Annotated in this window: 12 protein-coding genes; 8 read left to right on the plus strand and 4 right to left on the minus strand. The window is 46.7% G+C overall.

Annotated elements, in window-relative coordinates:
* The first annotated feature begins 18 nt into the window (after nt 1–18).
* Nucleotides 19–2,355 carry a M1 family metallopeptidase gene (locus KYK27_RS14760; RefSeq protein WP_199110926.1) on the plus strand — a complete coding sequence of 779 codons (2,337 nt, stop codon included), beginning with the start codon at nt 19–21 and terminating at the stop codon, nt 2,353–2,355.
* Nucleotides 2,356–3,198: 843 nt separating this feature from the next.
* Here KYK27_RS14760 and KYK27_RS14765 read toward each other — a convergent pair.
* Nucleotides 3,199–4,548, minus strand: a complete 1,350-nt coding sequence (locus tag KYK27_RS14765) for an NAD(P)/FAD-dependent oxidoreductase (protein WP_199110928.1) — start codon at nt 4,546–4,548, stop codon at nt 3,199–3,201.
* Between the two features lie 217 nt (nt 4,549–4,765).
* Nucleotides 4,766–5,434, minus strand: coding sequence for a carboxypeptidase-like regulatory domain-containing protein (locus tag KYK27_RS14770; RefSeq protein WP_199110930.1), 669 nt, complete (start codon nt 5,432–5,434; stop codon nt 4,766–4,768).
* Between the two features lie 73 nt (nt 5,435–5,507).
* On the opposite strand from KYK27_RS14770, the gene KYK27_RS14775 reads away from it, so the two are divergent.
* On the plus strand, nt 5,508–5,894 hold the full coding sequence (locus KYK27_RS14775) for an ArsR/SmtB family transcription factor (RefSeq protein WP_199110932.1): 387 nt from the start codon (nt 5,508–5,510) through the stop codon (nt 5,892–5,894).
* A gap of 138 nt (nt 5,895–6,032) precedes the next feature.
* On the plus strand, nt 6,033–6,734 hold the full coding sequence (locus tag KYK27_RS14780; protein ID WP_199110934.1) for a YjjG family noncanonical pyrimidine nucleotidase: 702 nt from the start codon (nt 6,033–6,035) through the stop codon (nt 6,732–6,734).
* Between the two features lie 56 nt (nt 6,735–6,790).
* On the opposite strand, the gene KYK27_RS14785 is transcribed toward KYK27_RS14780, so the two are convergent.
* Nucleotides 6,791–7,210 (minus strand): hypothetical protein, encoded by a 420-nt coding sequence (locus KYK27_RS14785; RefSeq protein ID WP_199110935.1) that lies wholly within the window; start codon nt 7,208–7,210, stop codon nt 6,791–6,793.
* A 956-nt stretch (nt 7,211–8,166) separates the two neighbouring features.
* On the opposite strand from KYK27_RS14785, the gene KYK27_RS14790 reads away from it, so the two are divergent.
* The 3 genes from KYK27_RS14790 (at nt 8,167) to KYK27_RS14800 (ending at nt 12,835) form a co-directional block, all read left to right on the plus strand.
* A complete protein-coding gene (locus KYK27_RS14790) occupies nt 8,167–9,399 on the plus strand; it encodes a M16 family metallopeptidase (RefSeq protein WP_199110937.1) in 1,233 nt (410 codons plus the stop codon).
* A 77-nt stretch (nt 9,400–9,476) separates the two neighbouring features.
* Nucleotides 9,477–10,121 carry an O-methyltransferase gene (locus KYK27_RS14795; protein ID WP_199110939.1) on the plus strand — a complete coding sequence of 215 codons (645 nt, stop codon included), beginning with the start codon at nt 9,477–9,479 and terminating at the stop codon, nt 10,119–10,121.
* Nucleotides 10,122–10,405: 284 nt separating this feature from the next.
* The gene (locus KYK27_RS14800; RefSeq protein WP_199110940.1) at nt 10,406–12,835 is read left to right on the plus strand and encodes a LysM peptidoglycan-binding domain-containing protein; all 2,430 of its coding nucleotides are present in this window, start codon (nt 10,406–10,408) and stop codon (nt 12,833–12,835) included.
* 126 nt (nt 12,836–12,961) lie between these two features.
* Here the strand turns inward: KYK27_RS14800 and KYK27_RS14805 are convergent, their stop codons facing one another.
* Entirely contained in the window at nt 12,962–14,290 is a 1,329-nt protein-coding gene (locus tag KYK27_RS14805; RefSeq protein WP_199110942.1) for an MFS transporter, read from the minus strand.
* Between the two features lie 183 nt (nt 14,291–14,473).
* Here KYK27_RS14805 and KYK27_RS14810 point away from each other — a divergent pair, with 183 nt between their 5' ends.
* Nucleotides 14,474–15,562: a mechanosensitive ion channel family protein gene (locus KYK27_RS14810; protein ID WP_199110944.1), complete on the plus strand. Its 1,089-nt coding sequence runs from the start codon at nt 14,474–14,476 to the stop codon at nt 15,560–15,562.
* Between the two features lie 321 nt (nt 15,563–15,883).
* Nucleotides 15,884–19,504 carry a DNA polymerase III subunit alpha gene (dnaE, locus tag KYK27_RS14815; protein ID WP_199110945.1) on the plus strand — a complete coding sequence of 1,207 codons (3,621 nt, stop codon included), beginning with the start codon at nt 15,884–15,886 and terminating at the stop codon, nt 19,502–19,504.
* The last annotated feature ends 138 nt before the right edge of the window (nt 19,505–19,642 follow it).

Raw genomic sequence — 19,642 nt, forward strand, 5'->3', positions numbered from 1 at the left:
AACTCACCTTACTTCAGAATGAAAAACCTACTCACAGGTTTAGTCTTTTTCGGATTAGCAGCTGCACCAATGGCAACTATGGCGCAGAGTAACACCGATCAGTCTAAATTTAAGCAGTTGCAGCAGGAGCTTCCTACGCCAAACACTTACCGTTCGGCATCTGGCGCTCCGGGCCACCAGTACTGGCAACAACGTGCAGACTATAACATCAAAGTTGAGCTGAACGACGAAAACCAATCCATAAACGGCTCCGAAACTATAACCTACACCAACAACTCGCCCGACGTACTGACCTACCTGTGGCTGCAGCTGGACCAGAACATCTACGAGCCAAACTCGATGGCAAACTCAACCCGCACCGGCGCGCTTAATGATAAGATGCCATTGCAGGCCGTGGAGTACATGACGCGTGAGAAGTTTGATGGTGGCTTTAAGATCAGAACAGTAAAAGACCGCAATGGCAAAGCCCTGAAATACACCATCAACAACACAATGATGCGTATTGACTTGCCTTCTGACCTGAAGCCAAAACAAAGCTTTACCTTCAGCATTGACTGGAATCATAACATCAACAACCAACTAACATTAGGTGGTCGCTCAGGATATGAGTTTTTCCCGGAAGATGGTAACTACCTGTACGAAATGGCGCAGTGGTTCCCGCGTATGGCCGTGTATGATGACGTAAATGGTTGGCAGCATAAGCAATTCCTGGGCAGCGGCGAGTTTGCCTTGCCTTTCGGCGACTATAAAGTAAGCATTACCGTACCTGCCGACCATATAGTTGGTGCTACCGGTGAGCTACAGAATGCCAGCCAGGTACTTACCTCAACTCAACAAAAACGCTGGGCACAAGCCGCCAAAGCTGATAAGCCGGTGGTGGTTGTAACTCAGGAAGAAGCTACCCAAGCCGAAAAAAGCAAAGCCAAAGGCAAAAAGACCTGGGTTTACTCAGCCAAAGATGTGCGTGACTTTGCATGGGCCAGCTCCCGTAAATTTATCTGGGATGCCATGAACGTGAAGGTAGCCGGTAAAAACGTATTGGCTATGTCGTATTATCCTAAAGAAGGAAATCCGCTTTGGGGCAAATACTCTACGCAGTCGGTGGCACATACCCTGGAAGTTTACTCCAAGCACACGATAGATTACCCTTACCCGGTAGCTATTTCGGTGCATGGGCCGGTAGGCGGCATGGAGTACCCGATGCTGTCGTTTAACGGTTACCGCCCGGAGCCAGATGGCACTTACTCCGACCGTACCAAGTATGGTTTGATCTCTGTTATCATTCACGAAGTAGGCCATAACTTCTTCCCGATGATCATTAACTCGGATGAGCGCCAGTGGACGTGGATGGATGAAGGCCTGAACACCTTTATGCAATACCTGTCAGAGCAGGAATGGGAACGTAATTACCCATCGCGCCGCGGAGAACCTGCTGACATAGTAGAGTATATGAAGAGCGCCAAGAACACACAGGTGCCGATTATGACCAACTCTGAGTCTGTGTTACAGTTTGGTAACAACGCTTACGGTAAACCGGCTACAGCACTTAACATCCTTCGCGAAACTATAATGGGCCGCGAGCTCTTCGACTATGCTTTTAAAGAATATTCGCAGCGCTGGGCATTCAAACATCCGATGCCGGCAGACTTTTTCAGAACGATGGAAGATGCTTCAGGCGTAGACCTTGACTGGTTCTGGAGAGGCTGGTTTTATACAACCGATCATACTGACATCTCGATTGAGGGTGTGAAATGGTTTACGATTGATTCGCAGAACCCGGAATTTGTAAGCGCTCAGAAACGTACCGAGCAGAACAAAGCGCCACAAACCTTGTCGCAACAGCGCAACCTGCAGGACATCAAAAAAACCCGCGTAGAACTGCGCCCTGAACTGAACGACTTTTATAATAGCTACGATGAGCTGGCAGTAACAGCCGCAGACAAGCAGCGTCACCAAAGCTTCCTGAGCGGGTTAACTCCAAAACAGAAGGAAATGCTTGATTCAGGCCTTAATTTCTATGAAGTTGGTTTCAAAAACCTGGGTGGTTTGGTAATGCCGCTCATCGTGAAGATGACGTATGAAGATGGCACAAATGAAATAGTGAACGTACCAGCAGAAGTGTGGCGCTACAACAACGAAGAGATAACGAAGGTATTCGTAACTGAAAAGCCAGTTGTAAACTTCGAGCTCGACCCAATGCTACAAACAGCTGATACGGATCTGTCTAACAACTATTTCCCACGTAAAGTGGCACCTAGCCGCTTCGAGATTTTCCAGCAGCAGCAACGTAACCAGCCAAACCCTATGCAGCGCCAGAACGCAACGCAAAATACCAATACTAACTCAGGTCGCTAAGATCTATAGTTTATAGTTTAAAAGCCTTCGGATGATTTCCGAAGGCTTTTTTGTTTGGGTGAATTAAGCTTTCAGGTTTTATGATTAGTTGTAGTTCATTGTTTGTACTGCTGGCGCGAGCGTCTTCGCTCTTGACTTATTATGGTGTTGAGTCTCCTGACTCAACTGGCCCGATAGGGACGGGAATTGTCTGAATCAGGATTTTCAGGATGGGTCTTTGGTATAGTTGGAGTTTTAACCCACCCCTACCCCTCCCAAGAGGGGAATTGCGTCTACTGCTATAGTTTGAGGTACCGTTCTATAGTTACCGTCCACAAAAAGGGCAGGTTTACCTGTCCCTTCGGAACTATCAACACGATAAAGCTAGAAGCTTAACTTTTCAAATCAAACTATAAATAAGCTATCGAACTGATCACAGTCTTTGGGTTGAGCGCCTTTGCTTTGTTGCGGTGCCGCCAGGCAGCCCGAGCAAAGCGAGGGTAGCAAGAAAGCAGCAGCGCGATGCTCGAAGACGGGGCCTCCCGGCCGTGAGGGCACCAAAGCTAACTATAGAACAGTAGGTGATTAGAGCTCCCAGGATGAAAAGCAGCTATAAAAGGAAGGCTTGGTTCTAATTGTATAATAGCAAACTATAGAACTATAGCCTGTAGCAATCAACCTCAACTATAAGCTGAGATAGATTTCTCTCTGCGTTCGAAATGACAAAAGAGAAGTAAATCAACTATAGCTCAGACACTAGCAGGAGCTGCGCACATTGCTAGGTCATTAGGAATCCTGAAAATCCTGATTCAGACAAACCCACTCCAAACAAAACGGGCAGCACTTTTCAGTGCTGCCCGTTTGTTATTCCTCTGCATTATACTTATCAAAAAATCGCTGTTTGATCTTGTCTCCTTTCCGGACGTAGGGGCGAATGATGAGGCGGGTTCCGTTCTCGTATGTGAAGAACCTGTAAACCCAGTTACTCAGCACCACAAGCTTATTCCGGAAACCAACCAGTGCCATCACGTGCACAAACAGCCAGACAACCCATGCGAAAAATCCTCCGAAGTGCAGGTTGCCCGGCAGATCTGCCACAGCGCGGTTACGACCAATAATTGCCAGGGATCCTTTATCCGTATATTCGAATGGTTCCAACTGCTCTTTGTTCTGCAGGCGTTGCAGGTTTTTTGCTAATAACTGGCCCTGCTGTATGGCAGGTTGCGCTACACCCGGATGTCCTTTCGGCCATTTATCCGTTTTCATAAAGGCAATATCACCGATTGCGAAAAGGTCGTTAAAACCCAGGACCTGATTGTGCTCATTTACCAGAATACGACCGCGTTCCATTGTCTCAGGTGGCAGACCATCTATTAACGCGCCTGATACACCAGCTGCCCAGATCAGGGTATTTGTACCTATCTGATCTCCGTTTTTGAGCACTGCCTTATCGCCATCGTAAGACTCCACTAAGGTGTTAAGGATAATATTTACCCCGAGGTCCTTGAGATATTTATATGTCTTTTCGCTTGATTCCGGCGACATCGGTGGCAGCAAACGATCCATCCCTTCAACCAGGTAAATGTTCATTTTGCTGATATCCATGCCAGGGTAATCGTAAGGCAGCACGTGTTTCTTCATTTCAGCCAGTGCACCGGCCAGCTCCACCCCTGTTGGTCCTCCACCTACAATCACAAAATTCATCAGGTTTTGCCGTAGTTCCGGGTCACCGGTCATGTTGGCCTGCTCAAAGCATTGCAGCATCTGGCTACGCAGGTTCAATGCATCCGGAATCTTTTTAAGCGGGAAAGAGAATTTCTTGATCTGGTCGTTACCGAAATAATTGGTTTTGGTACCGGTAGCTATAACCAGGTAGTCGTATGGCAGGTCGCCGATAAGCGTTGATACAACTTTGGCTACAGGGTCAATGTGAGTTACCCGTACCAGCCGGAAAAAGAAATCATCGTAATCTTCGGCGCTGAAGAGTTTGCGCAGTGGCTCTGCAATAGCGTCTGGCTCCAGGCCTGCGGTTGCTACCTGGTAAAGCAGCGGCCAGAAACCGTGGTAGTTTTGCTTATCAAACATTACGACCTGGAAGTTTTTGCCGCGCAGTTTTTTAGCAAGGTTTATTCCTCCAAATCCACCGCCGATGATCACAACGCGCGGTTTCCGGGTTTCGGGTATATTTAGTGTTAGGGTTGTTATAGGAAGCATATGTCGTTTGTTTAGCTTTAGCAACAGCAAAAAGGTGCTTTGTTGCATGGTAATGCTTTAGTAGCATACGTACGAGCTACATTGCCAACTAACGAAACGGACATTGGTTAGTTACTTTAGCCATAAAGCAACTATAACAGAGGAGAGCAAAATAGCTACAGCAGCAAGCAAAGAGCTACAACAGGATGTACCTGTTTACTATCTATAAACTATAAATCTATTTTTTCTTAAACTCGCCGTTTCTCAGCATATCAATCAGCTTAAGTACGGCAAACGGGCTTATAGTTGGTATTAAGTATCGGTTCTGAGCCTGTATTTGTTGGTGCTGGTTAAACACCTTGGAGTTCGAATTTCCATCCATCGGCACAGTCGCAAACAGTTCTCTGAGGCGTTCGGGGTCTACGTTTTTATTGGCAGCAGAGCGGCCTTCGTCGGGTAGCTTTAGGGATAAAACGGCCTCTTTAAAGTCGCGCTCGGTTGCCCATGGAATTACCTGTATCTCTGCCAGTTCTATCGCCTCTTCCTGCATCTGCATAATAATGGAATAGCTGCTTGACGGGTACGTTCTAGGGATAACCAGCGTCTGCTTTTTATAGCCGAGCGCGCTGAAAACAACGGTATCGCCGGTTAAAACCGGCAACGAGAAGAAACCATAGCGGTTAGTCTGCACACCGCGGTCTGTTTTGGGAACATATACGCTTACATTGCTTACTCCATACAGGCTGTCGCCGATGGTAACAAACCCTGATAGCTGCACCACACGCTGCCCGCCCTGCGCTTTTGCCTGTTCGGGCGTGGCGGCAAATGCAAGCAAAACAAGTATAGTAGCTGCTAATACTTTGTACAACTTCACGTGGCTATCTAAAGCTTTTAAATACGACTTCATGTAGTACAATTATAGGGTATATTATTTTATTATAGCAGCTTTTGCCTATTTTTGTTTGCGTTGGTAGATAAATATGCGATTAAAACATTTCAGTCTTGCGTTCGGGGAACAGGTATTTAAAGCGCTCGCCGATGAGTCGCGGGTCCGTATTCTGAGCCTGATTCTGCGCAATAAAGAAATGTGCATCTCTGACCTGGAACAGGTGCTTGATTTTACGCAAACCAAAACATCGCGCCATCTTGCTTATCTGCGCAGTGCAGGCCTTGTTGCGCCCCGCAAACTGGACCAATGGGTGTATTACTCGCTGAAGGATGAAGCCGCTGACCTGATAAACCAGATTTTCGGTTACCTGGAGCGCGACATAACGCTGCAAAAAGACCAGGAAACATACCAGGTATTGTATTCGAATCGCGAACTGGCTATTAATAAACTACACAGCCGCCGTTGGACAAACATTTAACCCTTCAACTATAACTATACCACTTCTTTTTTATTGTATAAACCGGCAGGTCCGCAAACTGTTCGACTATAAATCGGTGCAATTTCTGAACAATGGCTGCGGCAGTCCGTTTTACTTTAACTCCCTTAGATAATTAATATGAAAACATATACCCACATTCTCTTCGACCTGGACCATACCCTTTGGGATTTTGAAAAGAACTCCGAAGAAACACTTTACACTTTATTCGACCAGTACGAACTAGCTGCTTTTAACAAATTCGACAACACCTCTTTTTACAAGAAGTACAAGTTTGTAAATAACCTGCTCTGGGATCAGTATAACAAAGGCAAGATCAACCAACAGGAATTACGCGAGCAGCGCTTTGTAAAAACCCTGACCGGCCTTGGCCTGGAAGCTCACCAGGTTCCGGAGGGCTTGTCAGAAGCTTACACTGATCTGTGCCCTACTAAAACGGCTGTTTTTCCTTACACCCACGAAGTGCTGGCTTACCTGCAGCCAAAGTATGGTCTGCACATTATAACTAATGGCTTTAAAGAGGTACAGGCCATTAAAATGACGGCTTCTAACCTGCATGGGTATTTTAAGGAAGTAGTTACGTCAGAGTGTTGCGGTTACAAAAAACCGGACAAGCGTATGTTTGACCATGCCCTGGAGCGCATCAATGTAAAGCCCGAAGAATGCCTGATGATTGGCGACAACCTGGAGTGTGATATTGATGGTGCCCGTGCCGCCGGCATAGATCAGGTTTTCTTTAACCCCGAGAAGAGTAAGGCTAAACTAAGCCCCAAGCCAACTTATGAGATACATTGCCTGAGCCAACTACAGGATATACTATAAAAAGAAAGCCCGGCTATTATAATAGCCGGGCTTTCTTTTTAACTACTGACTAAAAGTTAGTCCTTTATGTCCTTCTTGGTTTCAAGGGCACGAAGCTCGCCCTGCAGCAGCTTTATCTTGGCTTTATCGTCATTGCCCAATTCGTTAGAAACTACTTTGCGGCGCGCATCCAGTTTCTTCATAATCGCCTGCACTTTGTTCCACTCAGCATCCGTGAATGAATCCTGGCGATCACGCACGCTTTGTAAAAGCATAATGTATGCTTCGCGCAGATCAGTTGCTGCGATCTTGTTTATTTCAGCGTAAGGCCCCAGCAGATCTTTCTCCAGTTGAGGTACGCCCTGGTTGCCTTGTTGTGTCTGTACAGGCTGGTTACCTTGTGCTGTAAAGTTATAGTTTGCGGCTTCGGCAGCAAAAGAGAAACTCATTGCACCAGCCAATATTAAACCTACATATGTTTTGTTCGATCTTTTCATAGTATTAAGATTTTAACTCTTACAAATTGTAACAGCAAGTGCCTTATACGTATAAAAGTGCAATTTAAGTTACAGTTTTGCTATAGTTTGTATTGCAATATAACTTATACAGCTGTTTTATACCGGTTTATTCCTGCATTGTAATTTAGCTGATAAGTAAAATCGATGCAATAATTTATGTAGACTGAGAGAGGTTAGATTTATAGTTTTGGTAGTGTCTTATCTAAGAGGAATTAACCCACCCCTCCTTGTTTAAGGAGGGGAGCTTTTTCTGTTACTGCTATAGTTTGACCTATAGTTTTTTAGTTGCGGTTTGTCATCCCCCTGCCCCCTTCAAAGGGGAACTTTCTGCTATTGCTATTCGAACTGTCATTTCGACCAACGGGAGAAATCTGGTTTTTTTATAGTTACAGCCCACGAGCAGGACAGGTTTCCCTGCCCCTTAGAACTATAGCCACGATAAATTTCGAAGCTTACCGGTTCAAACTATAGATGCTGGTAGCTATGCGAAACTTCTCAGTCTTTGGGTTGAGCGCCTTGTAGATTTGCGGTGCCGCAGCTATTGCGAGTGAGCGAGCAAAAGAGATTCGCGCAGCGCGATGCCCGAAGACGGGGCCTCCCGGCCATGAGGGCACCAAAGCTAAATTGAAACGACAGATTTGTAGAGCTCCCAGGATAATAGAAAATTTGACAGGACGGCTTGGTTCGGATGGTACAGTCTAAAACTATAGAACTGTAAATAATCGAACTATAAGCTGAGATAGATTTCTCGCTAAGGCTCGAAATGACAAAAGAGTAACGATAGAACAGTGACGATTTCCGATCCGACGATTAATTTCACAAAACTCCAGACACAATCTAATTACAAACTATAACCCTGACACAGAGAACAATATAAATTGCAATTTTAAAGTCACCTCTCTTTCGTGTACCTTTGCAGGCTAATTCTGAACTGAATGCTTGATTATCATATTCATACATTACCAAACGGCATCCGTGTCATTCATAAGCAGGTAAGCCATACCAAAATAGCTCATAGCGGGTTTATTATGGATATTGGCAGCCGCGACGAGCTTCCGCAGGAACAGGGCCTGGCACATTTCTGGGAGCACATGGCTTTTAAGGGAACTGCCAAACGTAAGTCTTTTCACATCATTAACAGCCTGGAGTCGGTAGGTGGCGAACTGAATGCCTATACTACCAAGGAAAAGATCTGTTTTTATAGTTCGGTGCTGGACAAGCACTTTGAGCGTTCTTTCGAACTGCTAACTGATATTACCTTCCGTTCTATTTTCCCGGAGAAAGAGATCGAGAAAGAGCGTGGTGTGATACTGGAAGAAATGTCGATGTACCTCGATACACCGGAAGATGCTATAGTGGACGAATTTGACGATGTGGTTTTCAGCGGCCATCCGCTGGGCAACAACATCTTAGGTTCCAAGGAAAGTGTTTCTGGCTTTATGAAGCAGGATTTCCTGAACTTTATAGACCGCAACCTGAGCACCGATACGCTGGCTTTCTGCTCTGTAAGTAACTGGCCGTTCGAGAAGGTGGTGAAACTGGCTGAGAAATACCTGGCTGGCATACCAACTATAACCAAACACCGCGACCGTGTTCCGTTCCTGAAGTATGAGCCAAAAGCCATAACGATAGAAAAATCTATTTCGCAGGCACATTGCGTGATCGGTTGCCCGGCTTATGCGCTGAATGACGACCGCCGCATCCCATTCTTTATGCTGGTAAATATACTGGGCGGACCGGGTATGAACTCCCGCCTGAACCTGGCGGTGCGCGAAAAGCACGGACTGGTTTATACAATTGATGCGAATTACTCTACTTACATCGATACCGGCCTCTTCTCTATCTACTTCGGAACCGAAAAGAAGCAGCTGAAACGTACAACTTCGCTGGTACTGAAAGAGATGAAAAAGCTACGCGAAAAACCTTTAGGTTCTCTGCAACTGCACACGGCTAAAGAACAGTTGATGGGTCAGCTGGCCATGGCTGAAGAAAGCAATATGGGCCTGATGATGATGATGGGCAAAAGCATACTCGACCAAGGCAAAGTAGAGCCACTAAACGAGATCTTCGACAAAATCAAAAGTATAGATTCAGGGCACCTGGTTGATATCGCTAATGATGTGCTTCGTGAAGACCAACTCAGCTTCCTGAATTACGTGCCGAATTAATGGCTTCATGGCTAAATGGTTAAATTGCTAAACACAAGAGCAACAATTTAACCATCAACAATTTAACAATTAATAAGATGGAATTCATTGACGAGGAACTACAGCAATATGCCGAAGAACATACAAGTGCAGAAAGTGAGCTGTTGCGCAAAGTAAACCGCCAGACGCACCTGAGTGTGATGAAGCCGCGCATGCTTTCAGGGCATTTGCAGGGGCGTTTATTGGCTATGTTCTCGCAGATGATTCAGCCAAAGCAGATACTGGAAATCGGAACTTATACCGGCTACTCGGCGCTTTGCCTGGCCGAAGGGCTGCAACCCGGCGGCACGCTGCATACTATAGATATCAACGAAGAGCTGGAAGACCGCGTGCGTGGTTATTTTGACGAAGCCGGCCTGACGGAACAGGTAAAATACTACATCGGCAATGCCCTGGATATCATTCCAACTATAGATGCCACTCTGGACCTGGTTTTTATAGATGCCGATAAGATCAACAACGCTGCTTACTATGACCTGGTACTAGATAAAGTACGCCCGGGTGGTTACATTATTGCCGACAATGTGCTCTGGAGCGGAAAAGTGCTTTCCAAATACCGCAAAAAGCTCGACGAAGACACCGCTGCGCTACTGGCTTTCAATAAAAAGGTGCACGACGATGCCCGTGTTGAGAACATTTTGCTACCAGTCCGTGACGGGTTATTGGTTGCCCGTAAAAAGTAAGCTCTCCTCTATACTTCCGGTAGCACAACTACAGTTATTAGATTACTGCTGGTAATCTAATAACTGGCAAACCTGCTATAAAACCGGCCTGAACCAATAAATTATATTTAGCAATTATTTTATATTAAAAACTTAGTCTACAGTTTTAGAATACGGTCCTTTTTGCTTTATTTTTGCAAATGGGTTTTCCTATATAGAACAAACTATAACTTAGCCCTTTACTCCCGGTTGCCTCAACAGCAACTATAGCCCGAATACATTTAGCCAAAGTATAATTACCTTTTATGAGACAACTCTCTACACTTCTTATTTTAATGTTTCTGCCCCTGTTTGTTTGGGCACAACAAGCCGTAACGGTTCCTAAAAATGTGTATTTCGCAGACATACACCTGACCCTTACAGATGGCGCACAACAGGAGATTCAGAAAAAAGTGGATGCCCTGCACAAGCACCCAACTTATTTTAAAGCAAAAGTGGAGCTGGCAGATGCGTACTTCCCGCTGATCGACCAGGTTTTTAAAGAAGAAGGCGTACCGGCAGACCTGAAATTCTTGTCGATGCAGGAGAGTGGTTTGATTGGAGATGCTGTTTCTACATCAAATGCGGTGGGTTACTGGCAGTTTAAGCGTGAGGCAGCTTCGGACTTTAACCTGCGCGTGGATAACGTGATAGATGAGCGCAAGCACATTCTGGAAGCCAGCCGTGGTGCAGCCAAATATTTTAAGCGCAGCAATAACTACTATAACAACTGGTTCAATTCTATCCTGTCGTATTACCTTGGCTATAGTGGTGCCAAAGCCGAAACAAAAACGTCGGATATTGGCGCCAAGAAGATGGAGATTACGGAGAAGACACATCCTTACCTGCTAACTTTCCTGGCGCACAAAATTGCTTATGAGAACTTTGTAGGTAAAACCACTAAGCCGGCAATTGCTTTACAGCCCCTGCGCGCTACGCCGGGCCAGAGCCTTGCGGAGATCGCCCTGGACAACAAAACCGACTTTGCCGAACTAGAGAAATACAACAAATGGCTATTAGGCAGCACTATACCATCAGACAAGGATTATTATGTTATGCTGCCTGTGCGTGGCGCAGAGCGTGTGGTGCTGGCATCAACAGACAACACCACTAAACTGCCTGCTTCCACAAGCAAACAGAATTCCAGTGCTGCTGCAGCTGCCATGGTTAACCGCAATGGCTTAAATGCCCTGGTAGCCCGCCCTGGCGACACAAAAGATAAACTGGCCCTACAGGCTGGCATCTCAACACGTAAATTACTGAAGTATAACGACCTGCGCAGCTTCGATAACATTGAGGCCGGAACCGCTTATTACATTGAGCCAAAGCATATCAATGCATCTGCGGCTGAATACCACGTAGTGCAGCCAGGCGAAACCATGCAGATGATCTCGCAACACTATGGTATCCGTTTAAAGCACCTGGTGTTTAAGAACCGCATGAAGAATAACGAGGTGCCGCTTCCGGGCCGCGTGCTATGGTTACAGAAACGCAGACCATTTACTACCGAAGTGGAAGTGCGTAGCCTGGACAAGCAAACTGCCGCCAAGCAGGAAATGGCTGCCAGCGAAGTGAAACCTGTTGAACGAACTACTGCTACAAAAACTGCAGGAAAGCAGAAAGAAAACTTCTTTACCCGTTTCATCAACAGCTTTAAGAAAGATAAAAAGCAAACGGCGCCGGCTAAGCAGGAAACGACAGTAGAAACCGGAGCAATGGGCACAAACATGTCTCCTGAAGAACTCAGGAAGTTAGAAGCTGAAAAGGTAGCTAAAGCCGAAGAAACAACAGAAACAGATGATACTATAGTTGAGGAACAGCCTGCCGCACCGGTAGCCCGCGAGGCTATTTACCCGGGCAGCAGAACAGCTGCAAAGTCTTCTACAACTACAGCAAAGCCAGCAGCAACGCCTGCAAAACAGGAAACTGCCACAGCTAAACCTGCAGCAGCAACAGCTAAGCCTGCTACTACAACAACCGCTACACCAAAACAGGAACCAGCTAAAACAACAGCTGTGCCTGCAAAACCAGCAACTACACCTGCCAAAACAGAGCCGGTTAAGGAAGCAGTGGTAACAATACCTGAGAGTGAGGTTGAGGAAGTAACTGAAGAAGCTACTCCAGCAACCAAATCGGCGAAGCACGTGGTGGCAAAAGGCGAAACGCTTTACGGCATCTCTAAAATGTATAACGTAACTGTTGCTGAGCTTACTTCCTGGAACAAACTACCGGAAGGTCCGCTTAAACTTGGTCAGGAACTGATCATTGCAGAGCCATTAACTGGTGTTGCGCTTCCTGAGCCTACCGATGCAGCTGAAGCGGTAGAAGTAACATTACCGGCAGATGGCATGCACACTGTAGCTACCGGCGAAACTTTATGGAGTATCTCTAAGCGTTATAACGTAACTATAGATAACCTGAAAGCATGGAACAATTTACCGGAAGGCGTACTTTCTATAGGTCAGCAACTGCGCGTTGCAGCCCCGGCAGGCAACCAGACAACTGAAGAAACAGCCCCGGAAGCAACTCCGGTACAGACTATAACGTCAGATGTTTACCACACTGTAGAGGCCGGCGAAAGCTTATACAAGATCTCCCGCACGTATGGCGTAACTATAAAAGAGGTGATGGAGTGGAACAAGAAAGCTGACTTTAGTGTGAAGCCGGGCGAGAAACTGCTTATCAAGAAAAAATAGTTACTGGTTGTTAGCTATTCGTTATTAGCAATCCAAGTCAATGAATCAAGCATAAAGCCGGCCACAAGTCGGCTTTATGCTTTTATATGAACCAAAAACTAACAACTAATAACCACCAACTACAACCTACCTTTCCTCGGGTGGAGCAGTTAAAGTGGAGGCTGTATGCAGGCCGGTGGCAATTTCAGGAACTATACCCAGGCGCTGGTAAACTGGCCACACCATCTGACGAAGCTTTCCTAATCTCATGGCAAACGGAATAATACTTAACCCGCATAAAAGTCCACAGGCAGCCAACGTATAGTTTACCCCGATCAGCTCGGCTACAGAACTGGCCAGCATACTTCCGATAGGCGCCATCCCCATAAAAGCAGTAGCATACAGGCTCATTACCCGGCCCCTTTTCTCTTCATCAACTATAGTTTGCAGCAGCGTATTACACGATGCCATCGATACGATCATCCCGAAACCGACAAACAACATAAGCAGCAGCGAGATAATCAGCGTCTTGGAAAACGAGAAAGCAATAAGCGCCGACCCAAACAGCAGCATCGTGAAAATGATGATTTTGCCCAGCCCCAGTACCGACTTCCGTTGCGCCAGGAACAAAGCACCTGTAAGCGCTCCCACTCCCGAAGCTCCCATCAGGAAACCCAGCGTATTAGCTCCACCATGCAGAATATCACGGGCGAACACGGGCAGCAGCACGCTGAACGGCATCCCGAATAAACTGAGTAGCCCAACTATAAGGATAAGCGCCCGGATCGGAGGAAAATTGTACGCGTAACCAAACCCTTCCTGTAAGGAGCGCCATACCTTTTCTTTTTTCTCTACAGGCACAAACGGCTTCAGGCGCATGAGCAGCAACGATGATATAACGGCAATGTAACTGACTGCATTTATCAGGATACACATCCCCTCGCCTACGGCCGCGATCAGCAAACCGGCAATAGACGGGCCAACGAGCCGGGCCATGTTAAACAACGAAGAGTTAAGCGCAATGCCATTACTTAGGTCCTCCCTTTTTTCTACCATCTGCACCACAAAAGCCTGCCGTGTAGCAACATCAAACGCATTAATTACGCCCAGAACAGCACTCAGCGTAAGTATATGCCATATTTCTATAGTTTGGGTAAGCACCAGTGCGGCCAGCGTAGAGGCCTGCACCATAGAGAGGGCCTGCGTTACAACCAACACTTTCCGGCGCTCAAATTTATCGGCCATTACACCGGCAAACGGACCCAGTAAAAAGGAAGGGATCTGGCTGGAGAACGTAACTGCACCCAGCAGAAAAACAGAATCGGTGAGACGGTATACCAGCCAGCTAAGCGCGATCTGCTGCATCCAGGTTCCGATAAGTGAAATGCCCTGTCCTATAAAAAAGAGCCTGTAGTTGCGATAACGCAAGGCCCTGAACATTCCGCCTAGTTTACCCGGCTTTTCCGCTACTTCCATTCTTGAATTCTAAGTTCTATGCCCGTTAATGTACAAACTAAAGCGTACGAACAATACTATAGTCTGAGTTATTGAAATACCGGGCTATGGGTACTTTATTAAAACCCAAATGTGGGGTTCCGTGTTTTAGTTAAATTGATATACCACAAACTATAGTTGCCAACTATAGAAACTTATTATTTCATGAATGACATTTTAGATCGCATATATTTTAATAACACGGTTCAGGAATACCTGATTGTTTTAGGGTTTATTCTGCTGGGCTCGTTACTCATCACTGTTTTCAGAAAATCAGTACTGACCAGGTTAAGACGCTGGACCGAAAGTACGCATACCCGCTTCGACAATTTTGTAGTCAACAGCTTTTCCCGTTTCGGTATTCCCATACTGCATTTTATAGTTATCTATGCCGGTATTAGCTATCTCAACCTTTCACCTAAAGCTGAGCGCATTTTAACTGTAGCCACAACGGTTGCCATTACTTTTATGGTTATCCGGCTTATAACATCCACGCTGATCTTGCTTGTAAGGTCCTATATTAAACGAAGATACCCCGATAAACCACATGTAAACGAAATCGGGGCGATAGGGCTGATCATCAACTTAGTTATCTGGGGAATTGGGCTGGGCTTTTTGTTTGATAACATGGGCTACGACCTCACGGCTATTATTGCCGGTTTGGGAATTGGCGGTATAGCAGTGGCACTGGCAGCCCAGAACATTCTCGGCGACCTTTTCAACTACTTCGTCATCTTCCTGGACAGACCTTTTGAGGTAGGTGATTCTATTGCAGTGGGCGATAAAAACGGAACGATAGAGCACATCGGGGTAAAAACAACACGCCTCCGAAGCCTGACCGGCGAGCAACTGATCATCTCCAACAGCGACCTGACAAGTTCCCGTATTCATAACTATAAGCGACAGCAACGACGGCGCGTCGAGTTTACGCTTGGAGTTGCCTATGAAACTTCTATCGATAATCTGAAGGCCATTCCTGACCTGCTAAAAAAGATCATCACAGCGCATGAATTAGTGGAGCTAGACCGCGCACATTTTGCTTCGTACGGAGAATCTGCCCTTAACTTTGCAGTGGTTTACAATGTGCTCACCTCTGATTTTGCCAAACATATGGATATAAAGCAGGCCATTAACCTCAGCATTTTCCAGGAGTTTCAGGAACGGGGCATCGAATTCGCTTATCCAACACGAAAACTTTTTGTAGTAAACCCACAACTTGAGGAAGAGAAAGCAGCACAGCGCTATAGTCCGTAAACAAACTATAGTTTAAATTTAAAAGAGGCAGCGGAGATTATTTCCGCTGCTTTTTTGTTAGTAAGTCTGTTGGTAAATGGGCGGTTTATAGTTTGGGCAGCCGGCCTATTTTCTGTAATTTTAACATCCTGAAATGGCTTGTGCCAAGCCGAATTAAAAATTAGAAATTAAAAATTATGAATGTAAAGCAAAGCCAATTCTACATTGCTTATTGTCATAATTTGATTCTGAAATTAGTTTGGTTTGGATATAACTGGAGCTTAGATCCCAGCTTTCAAGTCATTTCTAATTCATAATTTTTAATTTCTAATTTCCACAGTCTTGCCTGTTTTTTCGCATTTACACACCCATACCCAGTACTCGCTGCTCGACGGACAGGCCAGCATCAGCGCGCTCATGAAAAAGGCGCAGGCCGATGGCATGCCAGCCGTTGCCATGACCGACCACGGAAATATGTTTGCCGCTTTCAACTTCGTGAATGAGGCCAACAAGTATAACGTGAAACCGATCGTAGGCTGCGAGTTTTACCTTGTTACCGATCGTCATCAGAAATCCTTTAGCAAGGAGCAGAAAGATGTGCGCCACCACCAGTTGTTGCTTGCCAAAGACCAGGAGGGCTACCAGAACCTGGCCAAACTTTGCTCTATGTCTTATATTGAGGGGATGTACAGCAAGTGGCCGCGCATAGATAGAGAACTGCTTTTAAAATACAGCAAAGGCCTGATTGCCACCAGTTGCTGCATTGGTGCCGAAGTGCCGCAGGCCATACTATGGAAAACTGAAGATGAGGCCGAAGAAATCTTTAAGTGGTGGCTGGATGTGTTTGGTGAGGATTATTATATCGAGATCCAGCGCCATGGCCTGATGAACATTGACGGTACCGGCAAAAGCCAGGAAGACATTAACCAGGTACTGCTGAAGTGGGCAAAAAAGTATAATGTAAAGGTAATCTGCACCAACGACTCGCATTACGTAGATCAGGAAGACTGGAACGCGCACGATATTCTGCTTTGCGTGAACACCGGCGAAGACCAGAGCACTCCGGTTGGAGACTTTACCACTAAATATTACCGCTTTTTGTCGGATGACCAGAAGGTGATCTATGACACGGTAGAGAATGTGCGCCAGAAGTATGGCCACCAGTCAAGTGTGCGCCAGATGCTGAACCGCATTGACGAGGCCGGCCCGAAAACACGCTTCGGCTTCCCGAACGACCAGTTCTACTTCAAGACGCAGGCCGAAATGAACGAGCTGTTCAAGGATGTGCCTGAAGCTGTTGATAATACTAACGATATCGTAGACAAGATTACGCCTCCGAAACTGAAGCGCGATATCCTGCTGCCTAACTTCCCTATTCCGCCGGAGCATGCAAATGCCGATGCTTTCCTGCGCCACCTGACGTACGTGGGCGCTAAAAAGCGTTACACTGACATCACCCCTGAGATAGAAGAGCGCCTGGACTATGAGCTTCGCATTGTGGAAACGATGGGCTTTGCCGGTTACTTCCTTATTGTGCAGGATTTCATTAACCGTGGCCGCGACATGGGCGTGTTTGTTGGGCCGGGTCGTGGTTCGGCAGCCGGCTCAGCAGTAGCGTATTGCATCGGTATCACCAACATCGACCCGATAAAGTATAACCTGCTGTTCGAGCGATTCCTGAACCCGGAGCGTGTGTCGATGCCCGATATTGATATTGACTTTGACGACGTGAACCGCCAGCGCGTAATCGATTACGTGGTAGACAAATACGGCAAAACACAGGTAGCCCAGATCATTACCTTTGGTACCATGGCTGCCAAATCGTCTATTAAAGACGTAGCCCGTTCTACTTCCCTGCCACTGGCAGAAGCCAACGAACTGGCTAAAATGGTACCTGAAACTCCGGGTACTACCCTAGCCAAGGCCTTTATGGAGAACCTGGACCTGGCCGCGATCCGCGAAGGAACCGACCACCGCGCTGCGGTACTTAAACTGGCTGAAAAGCTGGAAGGCTCTATACGTAATACCGGTATTCATGCGGCGGGTGTGATCATTGCCCCGGACGACATTACCAATTATATCCCGGTTTCTACTTCCAAAGACTCTGACCTGCTTGTAACGCAGTTCGATGGTAAGGTGATCGAGAGTGCCGGCATGTTGAAGATGGACTTTTTGGGCCTGAAAACCCTGACCATCATTAAGGATGCCATGGAACTCATCAAGAAAAACCATGGCGTTGAAATCGATATAGACAACATTCCGATTGACGACGAAAAGACGTACCAATTATACCAGCGTGGCGACACCATTGGTACATTCCAGTTTGAGTCAGAAGGTATGCGCATGTACCTCAAAGACCTGCAGCCTACCAACATTGAAGACTTGATTGCCATGAACGCCCTTTACCGTCCAGGCCCGATGCAGTTCATCCCGAACTTCATTAACCGGAAGCATGGTAAAGAGGAAGTAGAATACCCGCACGAGCTGCTGGAGCCGATCCTGAATTACTCTTACGGGATCATGGTGTACCAGGAGCAGATCATGCAGACGGCCCAGATCCTGGCCGGTTACTCGCTGGGTGGTGCCGACTTGCTGCGCCGTGCGATGGGTAAAAAGGACATGAAAAAGATGGCCGAGGAGCGTGAGAAATTCATTGCCGGAGCCGCCGAAATTCACAATATCCCTTCTAAGAAAGCCTCTGAGGTTTTCGACGTGATGGAGAAGTTTGCCCAGTACGGCTTTAACCGCTCCCACTCCGCCGCTTACTCTGTAGTTGCTTACCAGACCGGTTACCTGAAGGCCCACTACCCTGCCGAATACATGGCCGCGGTGCTTACCAACAACATGAACGACATTAAAAAGGTGACGTTCTTTATTGAGGAAGCCCGCAAGCAAGGTGTGGCAGTGTTAGGTCCGGACGTAAACGAATCGCTACTCAAGTTTAACGTGAACGAACAGGGGCAGATCCGTTTTGGTTTGGCTGCGATAAAAGGAACCGGTGAAGCTGCTGTAGATGCTATTATTGCAGAGCGCGAAAAAGGCTTGTACCAGGATATCTTCGACTTTGCCAAGCGTGTGAACCTGCGTGCTGTAAACAAGAAAACGTTCGAAAGCATGGCCTTGGCCGGCTGTTTCGACTCGTGGGAACTATACCACCGCGCTCAGCTGATCGAGATTCCGGAAGGCGAGAGTATGCCTTTGCTGGAAAAAGCGGTACGTTATGGCAACAGCTACCAGGCAGAACAGCAGGCTGCGCAACAGTCATTATTCGGAGGTGGAGCCGCCGTAGCTGCACCACTACCAAAAATACCGGAAGTACCAGTCTGGACACAGGCAGAGATGCTGCGTCGCGAGAAAGAGGTGGTAGGTTTCTATATGTCAGGCCACCCGCTCGACCAGTTTAAGCTGGAAATAGACTCTTACTGCACCTGCCCGCTGGATAAAATTGAAGAGTATAAAAACCGTGATGTGAATGTGGCCGGTATGGTTACCGATGTAGTGATCCGTACGGCTAAGAACGGCAACCCGTTTGCCCTGTTCACGATCGAGGATTATGACACGTCGATGCAGATGGCGCTATTTGGGGAAGATTATGTGAAGTTCTCTCCTTACCTGAAAATGGGCTTATACCTGTTTATTAGAGGGAAAGTGCAGCTGCGTTACAAAACCGAAGACCAATGGGAGCTGAAGCCAGTTAACATTCAGCTGTTAGGCGATGTGATGGATAAAATGGCGCAGGGCGTTCAGCTAAACATTAACCTGCAGCACTTTACACCAAATGTTGCAGAAGCCCTGGAAGAGGCAATAGTTGCCAGCGCCGGCCAGAAGCGCCTGGAAATTATGCTGCACGTGCCAGACGAAAAACTGGCACTGCCAACTTATTCCCGCAAGTACAGAATCGACCCGAAAGTGTTCCTAACTTCTATTAAGGAATTGGGATTGGGGGAGTGTAAGTTGATCTGATAATCGAGCTACTTATATGACAACTATAAAAGGGTGAGCTGCTGTGGTAGCGCACCCTTTTTGTTATAGCTTCTTACTTACTTTTCAAGCCAATCTTTTTTGAGCTTTCTTTCTGCGTTTCAACTATAGCTGCTTCTA

This window comes from Pontibacter populi (assembly GCF_019336435.1).
In the GTDB taxonomy this organism is placed as follows: Bacteria; Bacteroidota; Bacteroidia; order Cytophagales; family Hymenobacteraceae; genus Pontibacter; species Pontibacter humidus.

Bases quoted from the DNA above. Each gene is read 5' to 3' on its own strand.
- KYK27_RS14760 (WP_199110926.1), top strand. From the start codon at position 19: ATGAAAAACCTACTCACAGGTTTAGTCTTTTTCGGATTAGCAGCTGCA.
- KYK27_RS14765 (WP_199110928.1), bottom strand. From the start codon at position 4,548: ATGCTTCCTATAACAACCCTAACACTAAATATACCCGAAACCCGGAAA.
- KYK27_RS14770 (WP_199110930.1), bottom strand. From the start codon at position 5,434: ATGAAGTCGTATTTAAAAGCTTTAGATAGCCACGTGAAGTTGTACAAA.
- KYK27_RS14775 (WP_199110932.1), top strand. From the start codon at position 5,508: ATGCGATTAAAACATTTCAGTCTTGCGTTCGGGGAACAGGTATTTAAA.
- KYK27_RS14780 (WP_199110934.1), top strand. From the start codon at position 6,033: ATGAAAACATATACCCACATTCTCTTCGACCTGGACCATACCCTTTGG.
- KYK27_RS14785 (WP_199110935.1), bottom strand. From the start codon at position 7,210: ATGAAAAGATCGAACAAAACATATGTAGGTTTAATATTGGCTGGTGCA.
- KYK27_RS14790 (WP_199110937.1), top strand. From the start codon at position 8,167: ATGCTTGATTATCATATTCATACATTACCAAACGGCATCCGTGTCATT.
- KYK27_RS14795 (WP_199110939.1), top strand. From the start codon at position 9,477: ATGGAATTCATTGACGAGGAACTACAGCAATATGCCGAAGAACATACA.
- KYK27_RS14800 (WP_199110940.1), top strand. From the start codon at position 10,406: ATGAGACAACTCTCTACACTTCTTATTTTAATGTTTCTGCCCCTGTTT.
- KYK27_RS14805 (WP_199110942.1), bottom strand. From the start codon at position 14,290: ATGGAAGTAGCGGAAAAGCCGGGTAAACTAGGCGGAATGTTCAGGGCC.
- KYK27_RS14810 (WP_199110944.1), top strand. From the start codon at position 14,474: ATGAATGACATTTTAGATCGCATATATTTTAATAACACGGTTCAGGAA.